3 protein-coding genes are annotated in these 18,552 nt (G+C 60.7%); 1 reads left to right on the forward strand and 2 read right to left on the reverse strand.

Annotation, left to right across the window (positions count from 1 at the left end; translation table 11 throughout):
- Nucleotides 1-120 precede the first annotated feature (120 nt).
- Nucleotides 121-3,831 (forward strand): methionine synthase, encoded by a 3,711-nt coding sequence (metH, locus tag D8U61_RS06385; RefSeq protein ID WP_130926606.1) that lies wholly within the window; start codon nucleotides 121-123, stop codon nucleotides 3,829-3,831.
- A 46-nt stretch (nucleotides 3,832-3,877) separates the two neighbouring features.
- Here the strand turns inward: metH and D8U61_RS06390 are convergent, their stop codons facing one another.
- Complete coding sequence (locus D8U61_RS06390; protein WP_130926607.1) at nucleotides 3,878-11,245, reverse strand: DUF6543 domain-containing protein; 7,368 nt, start codon at nucleotides 11,243-11,245, stop codon at nucleotides 3,878-3,880.
- A gap of 133 nt (nucleotides 11,246-11,378) precedes the next feature.
- Nucleotides 11,379-18,536, reverse strand: a complete 7,158-nt coding sequence (locus D8U61_RS06395; protein ID WP_130926608.1) for a DUF6543 domain-containing protein — start codon at nucleotides 18,534-18,536, stop codon at nucleotides 11,379-11,381.
- Nucleotides 18,537-18,552 lie beyond the last annotated feature (16 nt).

The raw sequence follows: 18,552 nt of genomic DNA on the forward strand, positions 1-18,552 counted from the left end.
TACCGTTATGACGCTCGTACCAACATGAGCGATATTCATGCAAAAGCTGCACATGCTCCAAAAGCGCACAGGTTTGCTATGATCCCGCTCCTTCGTAATGGTCTTTTTCGAGTAGTCCACATGTCCGATCGCAGCGTCCGCCTTCAAGCTCTCAAGCAAGCCCTCAAAGAGCGCATCCTGATTCTCGACGGCGGGATGGGCACGATGATCCAGAGCTACAAGCTCGAAGAACAGGATTATCGCGGCAAGCGCTTCGCGGACTGGCCGAGTGACGTCAAGGGCAACAACGACCTGCTGGTGATCACCCGTCCGGACGTGATCGGCGGTATCGAAAAAGCCTATCTGGACGCCGGCGCCGACATTCTCGAAACCAACACTTTCAACGCCACGCGCATATCCATGGCCGATTACGGCATGGAAGAGCTGGCGTACGAGTTAAACGTAGAAGGCGCACGTCTGGCGCGCAAGATTGCCGACGCCAAGACCGCCGAAAACCCGGCCAAGCCGCGCTTCGTTGCCGGCGTGCTCGGCCCGACCAGCCGTACCTGCTCGCTGTCGCCCGACGTCAACAACCCCGGCTACCGCAACGTGACCTTCGATGAGCTGGTGGAAAACTACACCGAAGCCACCAAAGGCCTGATCGAGGGCGGCGCCGACCTGATCCTGATCGAAACCATTTTCGACACGCTCAACGCCAAAGCGGCGATTTTCGCCGTGCAGGGCGTGTTCGAAGAACTGCATCTCGAACTGCCGATCATGATTTCCGGGACCATCACCGACGCCTCCGGTCGAACCCTGTCGGGCCAGACTACCGAAGCGTTCTGGAACTCGGTGGCTCACGCCAAGCCGATTTCCGTGGGCTTGAACTGTGCCCTCGGCGCCAGCGAACTGCGCCCGTACCTGGAAGAGCTGTCGAACAAGGCCAGCACCCACGTATCCGCGCACCCGAACGCCGGCCTGCCGAATGAATTCGGCGAGTACGACGAACTGCCGTCGCAAACCGCCAAAGTCATCGAAGAATTCGCTCAGAGCGGTTTTCTCAACATCGTCGGCGGTTGCTGCGGCACCACGCCGGGCCACATCGAAGCCATCGCCAAAGCCGTGGCCGGTTATGCGCCGCGGCAGATTCCAGACATCCCCAAGGCTTGCCGCCTGTCGGGTCTGGAGCCGTTCACCATCGATCGCAGCTCGCTGTTCGTCAACGTCGGCGAGCGCACCAACATCACCGGTTCGGCAAAATTCGCCCGCCTGATCCGTGAAGACAACTACACCGAAGCCCTCGAAGTCGCTCTGCAGCAGGTCGAGGCCGGCGCGCAGATCATCGACATCAACATGGACGAGGGCATGCTCGATTCGAAGAAGGCCATGGTGACCTTCCTCAATCTGATCGCCGGCGAACCGGATATCTCGCGCGTGCCGATCATGATCGACTCGTCGAAATGGGAAGTCATCGAAGCCGGCCTCAAGTGCATCCAGGGCAAGGGCATCGTCAACTCGATCAGCATGAAAGAAGGCGTCGAGCAGTTCATCCATCACGCCAAGCTGTGCAAGCGCTACGGCGCTGCGGTGGTGGTGATGGCCTTCGACGAAGCCGGCCAGGCCGACACCGAAGCGCGCAAGAAAGAGATCTGCAAACGCTCCTACGACATTCTGGTCAATGAAGTCGGCTTCCCGCCGGAAGACATCATCTTCGACCCGAACATCTTCGCCGTCGCCACCGGCATCGAAGAGCACAACAACTACGCCGTCGACTTCATCAATGCCTGCGCCTACATCCGCGATGAGCTGCCGTACGCGCTGAGCTCCGGCGGCGTGTCCAACGTGTCGTTCTCGTTCCGTGGCAACAACCCGGTGCGTGAGGCGATTCACTCGGTGTTCCTGCTCTACGCGATCCGCGCCGGGCTGACCATGGGCATCGTCAACGCCGGCCAGCTGGAGATCTACGATCAGATCCCGGCCGAGCTGCGCGACGCGGTCGAAGACGTGATCCTCAACCGCACCCCGGACGGCACCGACGCCCTCCTCGCCATCGCCGACAAGTACAAGGGCGACGGTAGTGTCAAGGAAGCCGAGACCGAAGAGTGGCGTAACTGGGACGTCAACAAACGTCTGGAACACGCGCTGGTCAAGGGCATCACCACGCACATCGTTGAAGACACCGAAGAATCCCGCCAGGCGTTTGCGCGGCCGATCGAAGTGATCGAAGGCCCGCTGATGTCCGGCATGAACATCGTCGGCGACCTGTTCGGCGCCGGCAAAATGTTCCTCCCGCAAGTGGTGAAATCCGCGCGCGTGATGAAGCAGGCCGTGGCGCACTTGATTCCGTTCATCGAACTGGAGAAAGGCGACAAGCCGGAAGCCAAGGGCAAGATCCTCATGGCCACGGTCAAAGGCGACGTCCACGACATCGGCAAGAACATCGTCGGCGTGGTGCTCGGTTGCAACGGCTATGACATTGTCGACTTAGGCGTGATGGTTCCGGCCGAGAAGATCCTGCAGGTCGCCAAGGAAGAAAAATGCGACATCATCGGCCTTTCCGGCCTGATCACGCCGTCGCTGGACGAGATGGTCCACGTTGCCCGTGAAATGCAGCGTCAGGATTTCCATCTGCCACTGATGATCGGTGGCGCGACCACGTCGAAAGCGCACACCGCGGTGAAGATCGAGCCGAAGTACAGCAACGATGCCGTGGTCTACGTGACCGACGCCTCGCGCGCCGTTGGCGTGGCGACACAGTTGTTGTCCAAGGAACTCAAGGCCGGTTTCGTCGAGAAGACCCGTCTGGAATACATCGACGTGCGCGAGCGTACGTCCAATCGCAGCGCCCGTACCGAACGCCTGAGCTACGCCGCCGCGATCGCGAAGAAGCCGCAATTCGACTGGGCCAATTATCAGCCAGTGAAACCGACCTTCACCGGCAGCAAGGTGCTCGACAACATCGATTTGAAGGTACTGGCCGAGTACATCGATTGGACACCGTTCTTCATTTCCTGGGATCTGGCCGGCAAGTTCCCGCGCATCCTCGAAGACGAAGTGGTCGGTGAAGCCGCCACTGCGCTGTACAAGGACGCGCAGGAAATGCTCGCCAAGCTCATCGACGAAAAACTCATCAGCGCCCGTGCGGTGTTCGGTTTCTGGCCGGCCAATCAGGTCAACGAAGACGACATCGAGCTGTACGACGACAACGGCAAGCCGCTGGCCAAGCTGCATCACTTGCGTCAGCAGATCATCAAGACCGACGGCAAGCCGAACTTCTGCCTCGCCGACTTCGTGGCGCCGAAGGACAGCGAAGTCACCGACTATGTCGGCGGCTTTATCACCACCGCTGGCATCGGCGCCGAAGAAGTGGCCAAGGCCTATCAGGACGCGGGCGACGACTATAACTCGATCATGGTCAAGGCCCTCGCCGACCGCTTGGCCGAAGCCTGCGCCGAGTGGCTGCACCAGCAGGTGCGCAAAGAACACTGGGGTTACGCCAAGGACGAGACCCTGGACAACGATGCGCTGATCAAAGAGCAATACCGTGGCATCCGCCCTGCTCCCGGCTACCCGGCCTGCCCGGATCACACCGAGAAAGCCGCGCTGTTCACCCTGCTCGATCCAGAGGCTGCGGAAATGCGCGCCGGGCGCAGTGGCGTGTTCCTCACCGAACACTACGCAATGTTCCCCGCCGCAGCGGTCAGCGGCTGGTACTTCGCCCATCCGCAGGCGCAGTACTTTGCCGTGGGCAAGATCGACAAGGATCAAGTGCAGAGCTACACCGCGCGCAAAGGCCAGGACCTGAGCGTGACCGAGCGTTGGCTGGCGCCGAATCTGGGTTACGACAGCTGAGTCGAGCAGACCTGGGAGCGCGCTGCTCCCAGGTCTGCTCGATCACTCAGTCGCGGCGCCACGAAGGTCCGGGTTTCGGTGACGACGGGGCCGATGGCGACGCTCCCGCATCCTGCGACGCCATGCTCTCCAGTTCTGTGCGAGTCAGAGCCTTGAGTTTCTCGATGCGCGCGTCCGCCAGTTCGATTTCAAGCACCCTCATCGCGTCCAGATAATCGCTGCTATCTCTGTCCGGGTAGGCATCCTCGACCGCTTCGTGCCGCCTGGTAGCGTCGCGTTCAAGTGCCTCGAACGCCTCGGCGTGGCGATCCTGCAAATAGCGGATCCAGTAGTCCCGCGCAATCAGATCCTCCAGAAACATGGGTGATGCCTCGTCCGCGAGAACCGAGGCACGCGCATTGAGCAATCGTCGCCCGCGAATCGGTGAGGCGTACAACATGTGTTCGGGTTGCGCCGGCAACTCTAGGTCGTCCGGCCAGCCGCGTGTCATGGCGATGCGGTATTGCAGGCGGACTTCCGCGCGATCCTTGTTCCTGGCGGCGGCTTCGGCCAGTCGATCCACCCTTTCCAGGCGAAACAGCCGTCGAGTCAGATCAAGCAGCGCTCTGCCGCGTTGCAGCTGACGATGCCGCGGAATGTCGCGCAGAGCGTTGTATTCGTAGACGCGGGTCTCCAGTTCGCTGAACGACAGGATCCGGCCATCGGGGCACGTGCCGTGGGTTTCGGCGTTGAAAAACAACAGCTCGCGCAGTTCAGCGTTTTCCGTGGCAGCCTGGATCACTTGCCAGACCCGGTGGGTCAGATCGGCACCGGCAAACCTGAATTCCAGGGTGTCGGGCAAGGTCGAGAGCAAATGAAAGAACGCCTCATGGTTGGCCTGTCGAGCCAATTGCAGCCATAGCGCTTGCCGCGCTGCACGCGCATCTGCATGCGTATAGGTCATCCATATATCCATCGCCGGCGCCGCCACGTCCTGCGCCGGATTGGCAATCACCTCCGCAGCCTCCACACCGGCATGCATATCCACGGGCCTGCTACTGCTACCGCCACCGCCTCCGCCACGCGGATCATCACCATCGTCGCTATCGGAGTCGGGGTCCGAACCCCGATCCGAATCCGATTCGGATCCGCTATCGCTTTCCGAGTCGCTCATACGCTCGGCGATCAAGCGCTGCAAGGACTCCGGCGTGTAGCCCAGCACGTCACTGCCGCCATGCGCGACGCTGTAGTCCCTGATCTGCTCCAATGCGTTAAGCGACAGCGAGTTCTCCGACAGATCGGTGCCTGCCACGAGCGCCTCATGATTGCCGCCCAACAGCCGGTCCGGGAAAACCATGACGTTGTTGCCCGACAGGTCCAGCCTTTGCAGATGCGCCAGTTCAAGCACGCCTTCAGGCCAGAAATCCAGGCCGTTCTGGCCGAGGTTGAGGGTTTGCAGACTGCTGAAAGTTCCGGCGTTGAATTCTTCCAGCTGATTGTGACTGAGGTCGAGCCAGCGCAGCCGCGCCCCGCTCGCGTGCTGATACACCGATTGCGCCACGGCCAGGCGATTGCCGCTCAATTCCAGCCGTTCGAGCCGGCTAAGACTGCCGACAGCGTCCGGCAGGCGTGCCAGGCCCGTGCCATTGAGCATCAGCGTGGTCAACTCAGGAAACGCCGGGCAGAAGAGGTTGAAACTCTCGACGGAAAATTTGGCCCCGGGCAGGTCCAGCGTCCGCACATGGGAAAACACATTCGACAGCGCAGGCAAATCACCCAAGCCGCCCGCTGACAGGCTCAGCGTGCGTCCGGCGGATTCGGTATGGCCGGTGAGCCCGTCCCGCCAGCAAGCGCGGATCCTGGAGGCATCAAAGAATCTTGTTGACGACGCCCCTTCACCAGCCCCTTGCGCCGGGTTGAAGATCCAGCCGTTCAACTCACGCGTCAACGCCTCGTTACTTGCTCGCCACTGATTCAGTCTGCCGACGATTTGCTCAGGGGACAGGCCTTCAGTGCGCAAACGCTCAACGCTGGCCTGGGCCTTTTCAAGCGACAGTGACGGAAAGATTTCCAGCACTGCGCGATGCATGTCGGTGCCTTGCTGAATGACCGAGACAGATGGCAGTGGCAAGAGATGAGCGGCGCGATTGAGTGCCGTGTCAGGCGTGGCACCGCTGGAACCGCTGGAACCGGCGGGTAACGACGGCGCTTGCGATTCAAACCGTTGCAGCGCCCCTTCGGGCAAACCCAAGGTCATTTCTATACGTCGCTGCGCCGCCTTTAGGCTCGCTTCGCCGCCGACACTGAAGCGGTTGTTCAGCAGCCGGGTCTTGAGCAGCACAGCGTTGTCGGCAAGCACGTGATCGGGGAGCGAACCGATGGTGTTATGCCGCAAATCCATTGCTTGCAAATGTGCCAGGTTCTCCGCCCCCTTCGGCCACTCATTGAGCCCGTTTGAGCTGAGGTTCAGCGTCCTGAGGCCGGTCAGGCGAGAAACGTCCAGTGTGTCCAGCCGATTGAGGCGGGCATTGAGATGTTCGAGATTGCTCAGCGCGTCGAATTGACCTTGCACCTCAGGGGTCACGGCGATTCGGTTGAAAGACAGGTCCAGCTGTGTGAGCCGGGGCAAATCGGCTGGCCGCACCGGCACTTCGGTCAATCCGCAGGCGGTGACCTCCAGGCTTGTGGCGCCACTGAACGCCTGGAGAAAGCCGCGGATCTGTTCGACCGGCACAGTCAAGCGGTCCAGCCGAACCCGCTGTACATGAGCAAACGTACCGGCCGGCAATTGCGGCAGCTCACTCACCGACTCCGCGCCCAGCGCCCAGGCGGTGTCAACCAGTTCAAACATGCTGGCGTCGTCCAGATCGCTGGCGGATATCCAGTCCTCAGCATTGAAGGGACGAACGTCATCGTTCAAGCGATAACGCCGGCGTATGGCCGCGCGCCAGTTTTTTTCCAGTGCACGAACCACCCGGGCATTGGGCGGCGCTTGCCAGCGCGCTGCCGGCGTCGCCGTACGCAACTCTGCGGATGCGCTGGCCTCGTAGAACTGGCGGAAAATTGCGCTGTGCTCCACGCGCAGAATCTCCACGGCTCCAAGTCGGGTCTCCGGTGTGTTCCACAGACTCATGATGCGCTGAGGTAACGGGTTGAGACGGCCGGCCTCACCCGTCAGAAACTGCAGTTCGCCGGCGCAGTAGCGGCGGACCATCAAGTCCAGATCAACCAGATGCCCCCATTCCCCCATGTAGTTTTTCACATAGTCGTAAGCCGGTTTGAACGCTCCGTGGGAGAACCTCGACCAGTCCAGGGACAAACCGGCCCAGAGCTTCTCGTGCCCGACATAGAGGGTCTGTGGAAGGGATGCGATGGCGGTCTGCGTCAGATCCAGACGTTCCAGCTCAGGCAGTTGTTCCACATAAGCCGGCCACTGCGTCAGGCCCGGCGCTTCAATCTTGAGTTTCTTCAGTCGTTCAAGGGGAGTCAGGTCCAGCTCAGGCGGGCTGCCTGCGCCGCCGGGAAAATCGAGATGAAGCTCCTCAACCGCGGTCAGGCTACGCAATCTTGTCGACAGATCGGCAGCCATCACCCGCGCTGGCGTTCGGAACTTGAGCTTTTTCAACGCGGACATGCGAGTCACGCTCAGGGGCAACGTCGTCAGTGACTGCTCGTGCTCCATGTAGGTGCCGAACAGACTGCCCCGCTCCCCCAGCGACAACTTTTCGATATTGGCAAATCGCGTCAGGAAGGCATCGGCGTTGGCGTCGGTCAAACCTCCGCCGCCAATCGACAGTTCACGCACGTGAGCAAAGTCGACGGTCATCTCTGGCAGAGGATCGTAGGTGAGAATCGAGAGTTGATCGGCACCCGCGACCCCAGTGGACAAGGCGTTGCGCCAGCAGGTTTTCAGCGCTTGCGCGGTGCGAAACTTGTAATTCGTTCCGGAGCGTTCCCAGGGCGCCGCCGTCGCTGTCCCCGCCCATTCATCCAGCGTCGCATTGAGCTGTTCCCACTCACGCCGACGTGATTGCAACAGCTCGAAAATGGCCCGGTCGTTTTTTCCTGCCCGATACTGGTCAAGGAGGAAGCCACGAGCCTGTTCGTCGCTCAATTGCGGGTAGATATCTTGCACGTGAGCCAGCAGGTTCGGTGCCAATCCGGCGCCGCGTCCACTGGCGGGATAACCGATCAAGGTAGCGTTCACCCGCACCGGGGGCTTTATCCACTTGACCTGAGGCGCCAGCAACGCGGATGCATCGGCCTGGTGCTGGTCGGCGTGATCGATGATCTTTGCTTGCAACCTCGCGGACTGCCCAACCTCAGGGACACCGAGGCTGCGGCGCGCATGATCAGGCAGGGCATGCATGATCGAGGAGTAAAAATTGTCGCCGTTGCGAGGCAGGCTGTTGAGTGCCTCACCGCGCTCGTTGTATGCCTGAAACTGAACGCCTGTTTTGATCAGGTATTTTTTCTCGCCGGCGGTTTCACTGCCGATGCTGTCGAGCAGCATGCCGGCGTCGTGGCCTTCGCGTACTTCAATGCGAAGGCTGTCGGGCCAACCCGCCAATTGCTCCAGCGTGTGCAACGCCAAGCGCCGGCTGTCCGCAGAGGCGACATTTTCGCTGCGCAGACCGGCATATGCCGCTACCTGTCGACTTTGCCGCGCGTACCAGCGGGCCTCCTCCAACAGGCGCAGCGGTACTCGTTGCCCTGAGCCGAGTCGCTGAAGATCATCGGGTCGACCATGTGCCAGCACCGTTTGCGCCGCCGGTTCACTGAGTCCCGGGCAGGCCTTCTGCAAGCGCGCGACCTGCGGATCGACGGGGTCGGTGCCCGAATGAATGCTGTCGTAAATCGCCGGCTGGCGGGTGTTGGCGTAGTCGGCGATCTGCTTGCCAAACTCTGCCGGTCGGCCATTGCGCACGCGTGCCCCTTGCTCGCCGAGGAGCCGAGTGATTTCTGACTCGTCCAGCCCTGCGAGAATACGTGCTGGCAGTTCACCGCTGAAGATATCGGCCCGCGATATCTGAATGGGTGGCTTGACGCCGACATCGCGAAACCGCCGCGCGGAGCCATACCTGACGAACTTGCCGGACAATTGCTCGCCGTCGAAGACTTCCAGCACCCGGTTCTCCGGCCAGCGCGGCATTTCGGTGATCAGCGGCAACGCGTAGAGGTACAGTTCATCGATCGGTTTTGTCCCGCGCAACTGCTCGACAACCAGTGCCGCGTTGCCATCTGCTTGCATCATGCGCATGGCCTGGGTCAGTTCCGGTGGCGGCAGCGAAGAATCAATGTGCATCTTGCGCAGCGCGGCTTCACTGACACCGCTGATATCGGCAGCCTTGATCAGCTGTGCATCGGAAAACGCTTCGGTTGCATGGCCGATGCGCCGCAACAGGGTCAGACGATCCCAATCCTGCGGACGTTCCAGAGTATGCCGCCAGGCACCGCTTCCATTGCTGTGGAGCACCGGCTGCCAGGCGTTGATGTCGGTCGGATGGCTGATCCGCCATTTGCCGATCGATTCATCGAAAAACTGCTCATAGACCTTGCCGCTCTGGCGAATATAGGTTTTACCCTCAAGCACGTGCTGGCCGGCACTGTTTGGCCCGGGACTGACAGGCAGTGCGACAGCCGACTCGTAAGCGCTCAGGTCGGGTTTCCACAGCCGGGTTTCGCCGTTGGGCAACTTCACCGGATGCAGACTTTCAATGACCGGCACGGCTTTGGCGCTTGAGATTTTCCTTACTGCGGCGCCCACACCGGCCATCAGCGCAATCTGCGCAAGGTTTTCTGCCACATCGATCAAATGATCCTTGGCCGCCCTCCGGTCGCCCTCGGCCCATTCGATTGCGCCCTCAAGCGTTTCATAGAGCAGTTGCCCGGCCATCACCACCATCATCACTTCGCCCAACACAGGCACGAACATCGAGACCATGTTCAGACCGAGCATGCCGAGTTGCATCAGATGCGCCAGTTTGGCGTCCCTTGCTCGCGCGTCTACCTCGGCAGTCGGTACCGCATGGCTTCGGGCATCATCGATCAGCTTGGTGCGGTTCTGGCTATAGAGGTATTGCCACAGATCCTCGTTGGGAGCCCAAAGTCCCTGCCCCTTGCGTCCCAGGGTGGACGGTGCGATGTAAGGGTCCGCCACTGGCTCCCATTTGACTTGGCGCTCAGGCGGTACCTGCTGAATGCGGGTGAACGCCGAGCCGGCGGTGAAGCCTTGCAGCACCGACAGCCATGGCGAGCGCAGCAGATCCCAGCCATCGCCGGGTGAGTCAGCCGCCTTCTGCCTGAACTGGCTGAAATACTCGGGACGCTGGTCATAAGGCAGAAACTGGCTGAGAAAGCGCTGGTAGGCGGTGGGCACCGCGCCCGTCTGTTGCGGAGCGTCGCGTGCAGTAAGCAAGCGTTTGAGTTCGTCGCGCATCTGCTGGAACGTGTAGCGCTTGAGCGGATGTTCAGGATCGTGCGGGATGTAAAGAATCAGTTCGTCGGTATAGCGGTATTTCTCGCAGATGACGAACGCGACGCAGCCGGTGAGTCTTTTTTTCATCAACCCCAGGTCCTTGAACCAGACCTGTTTTTTACCCATCCAGGGATGCATCTCGCCGTCAATCACCGAGACAATCATCGCCTGATCCGCCGCCTCGATATCCTTTTGCAACAGCGCCTGCTCGGCCGCAGCGCGCAGCGTCGCCTTCTGCGCGGCAATGAAGCGTTCGGCAAGCACTGCCTCCGCCACCGCCTCCTCAGGATGAAAAAATTCTTGCAGGTAAGTCTGGTATTGCTGGCCGATATCCAGATCGCGGCACAGGTGCAGAAACTGGCTGACCGAAATACCGATGCTCACATGGTCGAACGTCTGCGCCGTGGACCCTGCCACCACAAAACCAGAGCTCGAATGGTAGGTCCCTTCGCATTCGCCAGCTTCGAAGTTGTGCAGTGCGGCTTCCAGCAGCGTTAGCTTGAGCACCTCGAATGAGGCCAGTTCGATTTGCTGGATACCCATCTCCACCGGGCGGCGCAGACACAGCAGCGTTTCGTCGACATCGATATCCAGCGAGTGTTTGTCTTTCAGCGCTTTGATGACTAATGGCCGGGCAAACGTCTCGACGTCCTGAAGTTTCGCCATGCGCTTGTCGAGACTGTTCTGGGCGATGACACTGGCCTTGAACGTATCGTCCACGGTTTTGCGCTGGGCCGGCGTCGCATCCTGATACCAGGCCGGCAATGCTGTCGCAACCGCCTTGAAGGCTTCGCGCCGTTGCGGCGAAGCGTCGGTCAACCATTGCGGGATCGAAGCTTCGAGAAACTCGCCGTGCAGGCTTTGCGTTGCAACGAGCTTTTCTGACCGACTGGCGTCTGCCGGCTGATCGGTCGACGCAGGCTGCGTCGACACGGGTTTTGGGGAAATAGCGATCATGGTCACTCCTTGTTGATGGAGCGCCCAGCAAACCATGTCGCGTTATCGCTTCTGCGTTATCCGGGTATTGCGCAACCAGCAGTGGTAAGCGGATGTGACTTGGCCTGCCTCGGACCGCCTCAGCAAGGTGCCCTCAGGAACCGGATGTTGGTGGCAGGCGGCCGGGTTGTTCAGATTCCGCGGCGAAGCTGTTCAGCTCGCTGATCACCCGGCGTGTCAGCTCGGCGCGTTTCTGTGTGCGCAGCACGTCCATGGCCTTGCCCAACCTGTTCAGCTCAAGGTCGTATTCCTCGGAACTCAATTCATTGCGGGCGAGACGCTGATTGAGCTGGTCCCACAGTTGCTGGCGTCGCTCGTCAACCGCAACGTCCAGCGCGGCCATCTCTTGTGGGTGGAGATCTTGCAGGTAAGAGATCCAGTAGTCGCGCTCTGCCATGCTTACGGACAGCGCATCGGTGCCCTCTGCCTCAAGAATCGAGGCGCGGGTGTACTCCAGCAGTTCATCACTCAGCGGGACGTCATAAATCATCGACGCGGGTTGGCCCGGTAAATCGACACCGTCGCCCCAGCCGCCCGTCAAACCGATGCGATATTTAAGGCGCACTTCAGCACGATCCATACCCAGACCGGCAGCTTCAGCCAGCGTCTCGACGCGATCCAGGCGAAACAGTTGCCGCGACAGACGCAGCAGCGCCCGACCTCTGGACGCCATTCGATTCAACGGAATGTCACGCAACTGGTGATAGACCGCGACCCGCACTTCCAAATCACTGAATGTCAGAATCCGCCCGTCCGGACAGGTGCCGTGGGTCTCGGCGCCCTGAAACAACAGTTGCCGCAGTTCGGTATTTTCCTCAGCGGCCTCCATGACACACCAGACTCTTTGCGTCAGGTCGCCTCGCATCAGCCTGTAGTCCTGCGTATCGAGCAACAAGCGCAGTAACTGGAAAAACCGCTCGTGATTCGGCTCTTGCGCCAATTGCGCCCAGAGCTCGGTTCTGCGCGCAACCCACTGCGGATCGCTGTCCACAAGCCACGGATCGCGTGAGCGTGGCGCGACATCGTTGGCTGGATCAAAAACTTTCTCGGCAGGAAATACCTGCGCATGGGGATCGTCGACAACGCCGCCAGCGGTATCGGTTGGAGCACCGTCTTCAGGAATCCCGAACAGATCACCGAACACCTGACGGTTGATCATCGTCTCAATCTGCGCGCGCGTCATGCCCAGCACATGCGGTATGGCGCGCTCGCGGCTGTAACGCCTGAGGTCTTGCAATGCAGAAAGCGACAAATTGCGATTTTCTGACAGATCCGAGCCTGCGATCAGACCCGAATGATCGCCATCGAAAAGCGCCGTGGGGATTTCCGCGATTGCGTTACCGCTGAGGTTCAGGGCCTGCAACCCGGGCGCCCGCAACACTCCGTCAGGCCATTCGCTCAGTTGGTTGTAGCGCAGATCCAGAGACTCGATCACGCCATAATCGGGCGGATTGAAAACACGAAGTTCGTTGTAACTCAAATCCAGCGTGCGCAGCCGCGCGTTGCCCAGCAAAGGGTAAACACTCGTCGCACTGCGCAAGCTGCAATACTGCATGTCCAGGCGCGTGAGATGACGCATGTGCAGCACCGGCGCGGGCACCGCGCCCAGTTCGTTACCACTCAGATACAAGGTCTCGAGGTCGGGAAAACCGTCGAGAAAACCCGCGCTCCCTTGCGCCGTGATCCCTGCACCGCTCAGATCGAGCGTCGTCACGCCCGGAAACTGCACCCCAAGCGCCGGCAGTTCTCCGGTCTGCAATCCTGCCAATTCGAGCTCCAGGCCATCGCCGCCGGGGTGTCGGGTCAGGGTGTCGCGCCACGTCTCGCTGATTCGCCGGGCCACCAGCGAACGCACTTGCGCACTGACCAGGACAGTGTTCGTTCGTGCTTCCCTGGTATAGAGCCAATCGTTCAACTGACGGGTCAGCGCCTCGCAGCTCAGATGCCATTGGCTGATCTGCGCATCGATCTGAGCGTCATTCAAGGCCCGTGTTCGCAGCACCAGCAGGCTACGTTGTGCCCGTTCGCGATTGAGGATCACCGCCAACCGCTGCAAATGCCCCGAAGCGCCTGAACTGACAGGCGCCGGCTGCGGGAGTGGCAGCAGCAGATCACTGAACGAACCGCCGGTTTCCAACGGCGGAAAATGCTCAGGCACCGGCTCTGCGGCGAAGCGTGACAACGTGCCCTGGCCCAACCCCCGCTGCTGCTCGATGCGCTGCAGCGCCGCGTGAAAAGCTGCCTCACCGTCGGCACTGAAGGCGTTGCCCGACAGATTCGTCCTCATCAATGCGTCAGGATGCGCCAGCGCTTGCGGCGACAGGGACGCGATCCAGTTGTCTCGTAAATCGAGCCATGACAGCCGTGGCAGAGTTTCCGCCCCGGTGGGCCAGGCCAGCAAATCCGTCGATCTCAGATTCAAGGCCTCGAGCCCGCTCAAAGCCGTGGCATCGAGTCGCCCCAGCGGGTTATGACTCAGGTTCAGCCGTACCAGTTGTGGCAGCGCATTGAGTTGGCGCTGGACCATTGCCGTCACGGTGATTCTGTTACCGGACACGTCGAGCCGACGCAGCGCGGGCAACGTCTGCGCTGCAAAAGGAAGCTCGGTGAACGTACATCCCTCCAGTTCAAGCGTTTCGATATGACTGAAGGCGCGAATAAAATCCCGCGCCTGGCCGGAGGGCACGTTCAGCCCTCCCAGACGCAGCGTGCGCACATGGGCGAAACTGCCGGCCGGCAACGAAGGAAGCTCGACACCGGTGGTGGCGCCGGGCAGCTCGACGAAGCTAAAGCGCTCAACGTCGGCTGCCAGGCCATAGCGCTGACGAATCGCACCGTGCCAGCTGCTTTTCAGCGTATGTAACAGGTCCGCGCTGCCCCCTGTCGACCAGCGCCGCGCGGGCGCTGCATAGCGTGATCCCTGGCGCGGGGATGGCGGATAAAACGCGGCGAAGATGGCCTCATGTTCGGCCAGAAGCTGCTCGATCGCCGCCACCCTTGCCGACGGTGTTGACCAGGCCGCGTTGAATGCCTGCGGCAAAGGGTCGGCGCTATCCGGCGCGACGGCCATGCTATCGAGTTCGGCGCGGCAATATTCACTGACCATCTGATGCACATCGAGCAGTTGGCCGCGCGGGCCGGAGTGGCGGCTGACAAACTCATAGGCCCGACGGAACGTCGCTGGGGTGACACGTGACCAATCCAGCGATAGCCCGGCCCAGAGTCTGTCATGGCCGCTGTAGAGCGAGTCGGGCAAGGTTTCGATCAAGGTGTGCGTGAGGTCAAGGCGTCTGAGCTGCTCAAGTCGTTCAACGTATGCTGGCCACCGCCATAACGCGTGGGGCGCATCGATGCGTAATCTGCGCAGTCGTGTCAGCGATTGCAGGTCAAGACCATGCAAGGTGGTGGAATCGAATCCGTGATAGTCGATGCGCAGTTCCTCCAGCGAAGTCAGTCCACCCAGCCTTCGCGCAAAGCTTTCCGCGAGCAATGGCGCATCGGTAGAGAAACGCAGACGTCTCAGCCCGGGCAGCCGCTCAACGGCCTCTGGCAATGTGCTAAGCGGTCGGGTGACAGGTGTCTGGCCATAGCGCCTCAATTCACCGAGCCATAAATCGGTGACATTCGGGAACGCCGTCAGAAACCCGTCCGCATTGGCGTCGGTTATGCCGATGCCGGTGATGGCCAGTTCACGCACGTGGGGAAAGCCTGTACTCAGCTCGGGCAATGGCGTGTCGCAATGGATTGTCAGGCGGGCCGCCTCCGCCGCCTGCCCGGCCAGCGGACCATTACGCCATGTCTCTCGCAGTGTCTGTGCCAGTTGCGCCCTGTGCGTTGCAGTGCGGCTATCACTCGGCGCTGCCTGCCATCGCTCAAGTGCAACGTTCAACGCGTCCCAATCCTGGCGGCGAGATTCCAGTTCGAGCTGAATCTGCGTTTCACTCTGGCCGTGTTGCCGGGCGAGAAATGCCCGTGCCTGGCGCGACTCGGGGTATAGATGCGCAATGCGTGATTCGAGGGATGGATTGAGGCCTGTACCACGGCCACTGGCGTAATAACCCAGCAGTCGTGCGCCCACGCGTACCGGCGGTTTGAACCACTTTGCAGCCGGCGACAGCAATCGCGCAGCTTCGGCTCGATGACGGTGGGCCGATTCGATGATTTTCTGTTGCAGCTCACCATGGGCGTTGCCGACAGACAATCCGATTGATGAACGTGTGTCCTCAGGCAACGCGTGCATGAGCGAACTGTAAAAGCTGTCCTGGACCCTCGAGACTCTGTTCAATGCCTGGGCGTGATCATTGAACGCTTGATAGAAAGGTCCGTTTTTCGCCAGATAGCGTCTAACCGGCGCCATCGGCTCGCCGATGCTGTCGAGCAAGGTGCCAGTCACGCTCCCCTCGCGAATTTCCAGACGTAGCGAGTGCGGCCAGCCAGACAATTGTTCCAGCGCGTGCAAAGCCAGTCGCCGACTGTCCGCCGACGCCAGGTTTTCGCTGTGCAAACCGGCAAATGCGCGGGCCTGGCGGCCATGGCGGACATGCCAGCGAGCCTCTTCCAGCATTCTCAAAGGGGAACGCCCGGTCGCATCCATTCGGGCCAGCTCGTGCGTCGAAGCATGCTCGATCACATCCTGGGCAGCCACGTCGCTGAGAGCGGGACATTCACGCTGCAACAGGCGCACAGGCGCACTCGACGATTCGGTACCCCGATAAAGACTGTCAAAAATCGCCGGTTGACGCGTATAGGCGTACTCGGCGAGTTGTTTGCCGAACTCATCGGGCCGTGCCGGGCGAAATTGTGCTGCCGTTCGTCCCAGCAGATAGTTGATTTCCTGCTCTTCCAACGCAGCCAGAATCCGCGCCGGCATTTCCCCGTTCAACACTTGCGTGCGTGTCAGGCGGATAGCGGGCTTGTGGCCCAAACCGGGCAGCGTATTCTGCGCACCATAGCGGATGGACGGCCCTGCTCCGTGCGGATCAGCTGTCATCTCCAGAACCCGATCGGCAGGCCAACGGGGCATCTCGGTGACCAGCGGGACTGCATACAGGTAGTGCTCGTCGATGGGCCTGGCTCCGCGCAATTGCTCGACCATTTGCCTCGCCTGTGCATCGGCATCGAACAGGCGCATGGCGTCTCGCAGTTCAGGGGGCGGGGGCAACTGATTCAGATGCATCTTGCGCAGGGCGCCATCGCTGATACCGCTGATATCGGCCAGCGCCAGCAAGGTGTCATCGGAGTAACCATCGGTGAGGTGCCCGATGCGTCTCAGCAGGGTCAGGCGATCCCACGCCATGGGCTGTTCCAGGCTCAGGCGCCAGGCACCGTGGCCGTTATGGCTGAGCAACGGTTGGTAAGCCAGAGAATCGGTGGGATGTTTCAACCGCCAGTGCCCGCTGGAGCGGTCAAACGTCTGCTCATAGAGCCTGCCGCCCTGGCGCATCCAGGTTGTGCCGGCGACGCGGTACTGCCCCGCCGCGTCGGGCCGCGACAACTTGCCGGGGCTGAGCGCTTGTTCATAGCCGCGCAAGGTCGGCCGCCACAGGCGCCTCTTGCCATCAGGCAGCGTCACCGGGTGCAGATCTTCGATCAGCGGCTCCGGTTTAACGGCTGTCACCCGATTGAATGTTGCTCCTGCGGCGGCCATCGCGCCGATCTGCGCAAGGTTTTCAGCCACGTCGACAAGATGCGCCCTGGCGGCGTGTTTATCCCCCTCGCTCCACTCGATCACGCCTTCGACAGTTTCGTAGAGCAACTGGGCCGTCATGACAACCAGCATGACTTCGCCCAGTACCGGAACGAACATGGACGCCATGTTCAGCGCCAGCAGACCAAATTGCAGCAGCCCGGACAGCTTGGCATCGCGCGCCTTGGCGTCGACGTCGGCGGTAGGTACCGCGTGACCACGAGCGTCGTTGATGACCTTGTCACGATGTTTTTCGTACAAGTACGCCCAGAGGTCGCTATTCCTCGCCCACGGATATACCTGAAGGTGCGGCATCAACGAAACTGCCACGTAAGGATCGGTATCCGGGATCATTTTTTGATATTTCGGTGAAGTCTTCCAGATCTCTACAAAAATCAACGTTGTCTGCAGGATTTTGCGCCACGGTGACGACAGCCAATCCGACGCGCCGTCTGCAGACTTTACGAATTGGCTGAAGTAATACGCACGCTTCTCATATGGGAAGAACTGACTGAAGAATCGTTGATAGGACGTAGGGGCCGTGCTGTCCGCCTGTTGCGCATCGCGAGCACTCAACAGGCGCTTGAAGGTGTCCTGCATTTGCGTGCCGGTATAGCGCTTGAGCGGGTGTTCCGGATCGTTGGGGACGTACAGAATTACCGCGTCCACCGGGCCATACTTTTGCGCGATCTTGAACACCACACATCCGACCAGCCGGTGCCGCATCAAGCCCAAGTCTTGAAACCACACCTGCTTGTCGCCGATTCGCGGGTGCCTTTCGCCGTTGATCACCGCGAGGATCATCGCGTGATCTTCAGGTTGAATATCCTTGGTCAACAGTGCGCGTTCGGCTGCCGCGCGCATGGCCGTTTTCTGACTGGCGATGAAGTGCCGGCGCAACTTGGCTTCCGCGGCCGGATCGAGCGGATGGAAAAACCTTGTCAGATAAGCCTGGTACCGGGCACCGATATCCAGTTCGCGGCACAGGTTCAGGTAGTTCCTGACCGACACATTCACCGGAACAGCCTTGAGGGCACCTTTTACGGCGGTCGCGGTTGCGAAGCCAGAGCTGCTGTGAAAGGCGCCATAAGCACACTCATCACTTTCGAAGTTGTGCAAAGCGGCCTGGAGCATCGGCAGCGTCAATGCCTCGAATGAACCGATTTCCTCGCCGAGAATGCCAGCGCGTATTGGCCGCCTGAGGCACAACAGCGTGTTATCCAGATCCACGGCGACCTGGTAGCGGTGTTTCAGCGCCTGCGCCAGGAGCGGCCGGGCGAAGGTTTCGATGTCTTTGAAGGTGGACATGGAGCGGTCCAGCCTCGTCTGAGCAATAAAACTCATCCTGTAGCTGGTATTGACCACCTGACGCTGGGCCGGCGTCGCCTGCGTGTACCAGCGCGGGAACACTGTCTGCGCCTGCTTGAGCTCGGTTTTCCTGTGCACCGGCGCCTGAGTCAGCCAATGCGGCATCACGGATTCGAGCCAGGGTGCGTGGAGGCTCTCGGACGCCGCAGGTTTGAGGGGGCGCTCGGTTACGGTCGAAACGTCTGAATCGGTGGACATACATCGCTCCTGTAAA

The sequence above is a fragment of the Pseudomonas sp. Sample_14 genome, from assembly GCF_004307515.1.
Lineage (GTDB): Bacteria > Pseudomonadota > Gammaproteobacteria > Pseudomonadales > Pseudomonadaceae > Aquipseudomonas > Aquipseudomonas atacamensis.

Bases quoted from the DNA above. Each gene is read 5' to 3' on its own strand.
- metH (WP_130926606.1), top strand. From the start codon at position 121: ATGTCCGATCGCAGCGTCCGCCTTCAAGCTCTCAAGCAAGCCCTCAAA.
- D8U61_RS06390 (WP_130926607.1), bottom strand. From the start codon at position 11,245: ATGATCGCTATTTCCCCAAAACCCGTGTCGACGCAGCCTGCGTCGACC.
- D8U61_RS06395 (WP_130926608.1), bottom strand. From the start codon at position 18,536: ATGTCCACCGATTCAGACGTTTCGACCGTAACCGAGCGCCCCCTCAAA.